Genomic DNA, 370 nt, shown 5'->3' with positions numbered 1-370 from the left:
CTACCCGCATGACTTCGCAGATCCGTGGTCAGACCATGGCGATCAAAAACGCCAACGACGGTATCTCCATCGCCCAGACCGCTGAAGGCGCGATGCAAGAATCCACCAACATCCTGCAGCGTATGCGTGAACTGGCTGTTCAGTCGCGAAACGACAACAACAGCGAAGCAGACCGCGACGCACTGGATAAAGAATTCCAGTCGATGCTCAAAGAGATCGACCGTATCGCCGGTTCGACCCAGCTGAACGGCAAGAACCTGCTGGACGGTACCGCCAGCGACATGACCTTCCAGGTTGGCTCCAACACCGGTAGCGACAACCAGATCACCATCAGCCTGAGCGATGCCATGAACACCACTGGCGCGCTGAG

The 370-nt window shown here is 57.3% G+C and carries 1 pseudogene; it reads left to right on the top strand.

Annotation, left to right across the window (positions count from 1 at the left end):
- Window positions 1–370: pseudogene (locus SB756_RS28495) on the top strand (flagellin FliC); the annotation flags it as partial.

Origin of the sequence: Pseudomonas sp. SIMBA_068 (assembly GCF_046534705.1) — a bacterium.
GTDB classification, from domain to species: Bacteria; Pseudomonadota; Gammaproteobacteria; order Pseudomonadales; family Pseudomonadaceae; genus Aquipseudomonas; species Aquipseudomonas putida.
Note: the sequence above shows the minus strand (reverse complement) of the source record. Positions and strands in the feature narration are given on the sequence as shown.